6 protein-coding genes are annotated in these 4,390 nt (G+C 54.0%); 2 read left to right on the forward strand and 4 right to left on the reverse strand.

Features of this window, described 5'->3' with window-relative positions; all coding sequences use genetic code 11:
• Positions 1–13: 13 nt before the first annotated feature.
• From Q0L39_RS10820 to Q0L39_RS10835, 4 genes are all read right to left on the reverse strand, one after another.
• On the reverse strand, positions 14–268 hold the full coding sequence (locus Q0L39_RS10820; protein ID WP_296629110.1) for a chorismate mutase: 255 nt from the start codon (positions 266–268) through the stop codon (positions 14–16).
• 31 nt (positions 269–299) lie between these two features.
• Complete coding sequence (locus tag Q0L39_RS10825; RefSeq protein WP_296629112.1) at positions 300–1,133, reverse strand: prephenate dehydrogenase; 834 nt, start codon at positions 1,131–1,133, stop codon at positions 300–302.
• An 18-nt stretch (positions 1,134–1,151) separates the two neighbouring features.
• Entirely contained in the window at positions 1,152–2,159 is a 1,008-nt protein-coding gene (gene aroF / locus Q0L39_RS10830) for a 3-deoxy-7-phosphoheptulonate synthase (RefSeq protein WP_296629113.1), read from the reverse strand.
• Positions 2,160–2,300: 141 nt separating this feature from the next.
• Complete coding sequence (locus Q0L39_RS10835; protein ID WP_296629115.1) at positions 2,301–2,426, reverse strand: hypothetical protein; 126 nt, start codon at positions 2,424–2,426, stop codon at positions 2,301–2,303.
• A gap of 242 nt (positions 2,427–2,668) precedes the next feature.
• Between Q0L39_RS10835 and Q0L39_RS10840 the strand changes: the two genes are divergently transcribed.
• Together Q0L39_RS10840 and Q0L39_RS10845 are read left to right on the forward strand one after the other, a co-directional pair.
• Complete coding sequence (locus Q0L39_RS10840; protein ID WP_296629116.1) at positions 2,669–2,884, forward strand: hypothetical protein; 216 nt, start codon at positions 2,669–2,671, stop codon at positions 2,882–2,884.
• Positions 2,885–3,007: 123 nt separating this feature from the next.
• Positions 3,008–4,387, forward strand: coding sequence for a hypothetical protein (locus tag Q0L39_RS10845; protein ID WP_296629117.1), 1,380 nt, complete (start codon positions 3,008–3,010; stop codon positions 4,385–4,387).
• Positions 4,388–4,390: the final 3 nt, after the last annotated feature.

Genomic DNA, 4,390 nt, shown 5'->3' on the forward strand with positions numbered 1-4,390 from the left:
AAAGACTGCAAACCTACTTTTCCTGCAGCTTTTTGCTCTCATCCATGATGCACTGATAGATAACCGCCATCGACGGCTGATACTCCTCCTTGGTCAGACCGCAGACCTTCTCAATCACCTGCTTTTCCCGCTCGGGATGGTAGACCGGCAGGTTGTTTGCCTTTTTGTAGGCGGCGACCTCCTCGCTGATACCCATGCGTTCGGTCAGCAGTGCCGCTACCTGTCGGTCAATTTGGTCGATGCGTTCCCGCAGCTGTGTTAAATCCATTGTTCATTCCTCCTGCATTGATTGTCGGTGTTTATTCTTCGTTGAGTGCTTCCTTGATGCGGCTGCCGTCAGCCAGCAGCTGGGTCAGACGCTGGGCGTCGTTTTCCTCTATGGCGTGGCGATACTCCTGCAGGCTGGCGATGAGGATGTCCAGATCGTCCAGCAGGTTCTGGCGGTTGAGCAGAAACAGCTCGCTCCACATCACCGGATTGAGCCGCGCCACACGGGTCAGATCCTGAAAGCTGCCGCCGGTGTAACCTTTGTAGTTCATGCACAGCGGATTTTTGATGTAGGCGCTGGACAGAATATGTGCCAGCTGGGAGGTGTAGCCGATCATCTTGTCGTGACTTTCGGGATCGGTAAAGACAATCCGTCCAAAGCCGACGGCGTTGCACAGCTGCTGCACCCGCTCGAGCGCCCATGAATCGGTAAAGATTGGGGTCAGAATCATGCTTGCGCCGTTAAACAGGGTTGCAGTGGCGTTTTCATAGCCCCAGCGCTCTCTTCCCGCCATCGGGTGTCCGCCAATAAATTCCACCTTGTGGCTCTTGCAGACCTGTGCCACCTGGGTGACCACCGACTTTTTGACGCCGCAGATGTCCATGACGATGCTGCCAGGCTTCATCTGTTCGACCTTGTCGAGAATCAGCTCGACCGCCGCCTGTGGAAACAGCGCGACGATCAGCAGGTCCAGTGCGCCGTAATCCTCCAGCACGCCGTCGATGCTGCCTTCCTCCAGGGCGCGGTGCATCGTCTGCTCATTGATGTCCAGTCCGTAGACGTTGTGTTCGGTGTTCTGTTTGATCGCCATGGCCAGCGACGCGCCGATCAGTCCCAGTCCGACGATGCCGATATTCTGTTTCATCCTGCTGCCTCCCTTTGTTTACAGTGTCTGGAAGAAGGCCGTGGTCTTTTTGACCTTGGTCATCAGTGCGTCAAACTGCTCCGGACGCAGCGACTGCGCGCCGTCGCACAGCGCCTTCGGTGGGTCGTTGTGCACCTCGATCATGACGCCGTCCGCTCCGGCAGCGATAGCAGCCAGTGTCAGCGGCTCGACCATCCACGGAATACCGGTGGCATGGCTTGGGTCGATGATGACCGGCAGATGGCTGAGCTTTTTGAGCAGCGGCACTGCCGACAGGTCGAGGGTATTGCGGGTCTTGGTTTCAAAGGTGCGGATACCGCGCTCGCACAGGATGACCTGTTCGTTGCCTTCCGCCATGATGTATTCGGCACTCATCAGAAATTCCTCGATGGTGCTGGACAGTCCGCGCTTGAGCAGAATCGGCTTGTTTAAGCGGCCCACCCGTTTGAGCAGCTCAAAGTTCTGCATATTGCGGGCGCCGATCTGGATAACGTCCACATCCTCGAACAGGTCGATGTCCTCGTAGCTCATAATCTCGGTGACGATCGGCAGACCGGTCTGCTTTTTGGCTTCGAGCAGCAGCTGGATGCCCTCGCCGCGCAGTCCCTGGAAGGAGTAAGGCGAGGTACGCGGCTTAAATGCGCCGCCGCGCAGCAGCGATGCGCCCGATGCTTTCACCGCCTGCGCCACTGCACAGATCTGCTCCGGTGTCTCCACCGAACATGGACCGGCGATGACCGCGAAGCCTCCGCCGCCGATGGTCGCTTCACCGACCTTTATCACAGTATCCGCCGGATGGAACTTGCGGTTTGCTTTTTTGTATGGCTCCTGGATACGCTTTACCTCCTCGACGATGTCCATCGAAGCGATCTTGCCGATGTCGATGCGGGTGGTATCGCCCACCAGTCCCATCAGGGTGGTATTCATTCCCTGGGAAAAATGGATCTGCAGTCCCAGACCTTCCAGCTCTTTTTTCAGGCTTTCGATCTGCTCAGGCTGAGCAGTTGGCTTCATAATCACAATCATGGTAGAAACTCCTTTTCTTTTTCGTAAAACAAAAAGCCGGTGCTTTCTGTCTCCAAAAGCACCGGCAAAATCATTTGCTTTCTCTGTACAGCCGCACCCTGTGATGCAGCTGCTCCTCAAGCCCCGAGAGGCTGCGAAGAATTATCGGTTATTCGGAAAACAGCACAAAACGCCAACGCCCTGATAGCCCTGGTAATAATAGCAGTATCGTTTTGTTGCCTGCATGCCGAACATCCTTCTTCCTCCCTTGTCTTGATTTGTGTTCATCATATAACATCCGCTTTGAATTGTCAATAGGGTCACAGCAAAATATTTTATCACTTTAAAGTAAATATCTTCTTTCCACAGCCTGCCATTTTGATAATCGGCACAATGATGCCGTTTGTTTCAATATTTTCCACTTTTCTACATATTTTTCACACCTGTTTCAACATCATTTTCGCAAAAACTCTGTTATCCTAAGAAAAGCAGCCATACATATACAAGCTTCGACAAAGGAGGAATTTTTGATGGGATATCTGACGGTTCTTGCCCAGCAAAACGGGCAGCTGTTGTTTGGCGTCCCGCACACCGGCGCCTATTTTCTGATGCCGCTTGCGGATCTGGGTCTGTTGTCTGCGCTGTCCTTCGAATGGTTTGAGGAGTATCTGCCCAACACTCCCTACTGTCCCTACCGCATCACTCTGCTGGAGGACGGCAGCGTGCGGGACAGTGTGGAAGAATAAACTTTTATCTCTTTTGTTAAAATCCACTTTCAAATCACCCTCTCTTATGGTATACTTGTTCTAAAAAAACAGCCTGTCTGCCTTTGACTGCGGGCAAAGACCAATTAAAAAAAGGGTGAGAACATGAAAAAATCACGGATGATCGTTTATCTGGTTATCACGCTGCTGGCGGGATTGTACGTCTTTTCGGAGGCGCCGACGCTCAGTCCTCTCTATCTGGACGGCGCACTGTTCTGGGCGGTGCTCATCACCGCCTATGTCGGTATCGGCACGCTGATGAAGATCGGCGAATTTTCCATCCAGCACGATCAGCCTGGACAGATTCCGCTGTCCTATCAGGCAAAAGCAAAATTCCCGAAGGTTCCGATGATCATTATTGCAATTCCCTGGGTGCTCATTGGCGTCGGACTGGTGTTCAGCTCGGTGCTGTTCCAGTGGAAAGCCTACCGTGACCAGCTGGGTGAACCGGAGGTTAAAAAGTTCACCAGTGAGGTACAGGCCATCGACGTCTCCCAGATTCCAATCGTCGACGAGGATCTGGCGCTCAAGCTGGCTGAGAAAAAGCTGGGTGAACGTCCGGCGCTCGGTTCGCAGGTAGTCGTCTACGACGCCACCATCCAGATGGTCAACGACGAGCTGGTGTGGGTGGTTCCGCTGTACCACTCCGGCTTTTTCAAGTGGCTGACCAACATGTCGGGAACCCCTGGCTATGTCGTCGTCTCGGCAACCAACACCAACGACGTGCGCTATGTCGAGGGCTACAAAATCAAGTACCATCCAAGCAGCTATCTGCTGTTTGACGTAGCGCGCAAAATCCGCTTCGGTCCTGGACTGATGACCGGCATCACCGACTACTCCTTCGAGCTGGACGACAACGGTCAACCGTACTGGGCCGTATCCTCCTACAAAAACTCCCGCGGATTTGCTCTGCCGGAGGCCGACGGCATTATCCTGCTCAACGCCACCACCGGTGAGATGCAAAAATACGGCATGGACGAAATCCCTGAATGGGTTGACCGCGTCCAGCCTGAGAGCTTAGTCATCAATCAGATCACCAACCGCGGCAGTTATGTTCACGGCATCTTCAACTTTGCAAACAAGGACAAATACCGTCCAAGCGACGGTCACAACATCGTCTATAACAACGGCGAATGCTACCTGTTCACCGGTCTGACCAGCGTAGGCGCCGATGACAGCGCCATCGGCTTTATCATGGTGGACATGGTGTCCAAAGAGCCGATCATGTACGAGATGAGCGGCGCCACCGAACAGGCAGCACAGCTGTCCGCACAGGGACGGGTACAGGACCTTGGCTATAAAGCCACCTTCCCGATTATCCTGAACATCGACTCGCAGCCGACCTACTTCATGACCCTCAAGGATGACATCGGCCTGATTAAGCAGTACGCCTTTGTCTCGGTCACCAACTACTCCACCGTCGGCACCGGCGAATCGGTCAGCGCAGCTCTGCGCGACTACGGCAACAAGCTGCGCAGCGACTGAGTG

The sequence above is a fragment of the uncultured Negativibacillus sp. genome (genome assembly GCF_944388365.1).
In the GTDB taxonomy this organism is placed as follows: Bacteria; Bacillota; Clostridia; order Oscillospirales; family Ruminococcaceae; genus Negativibacillus.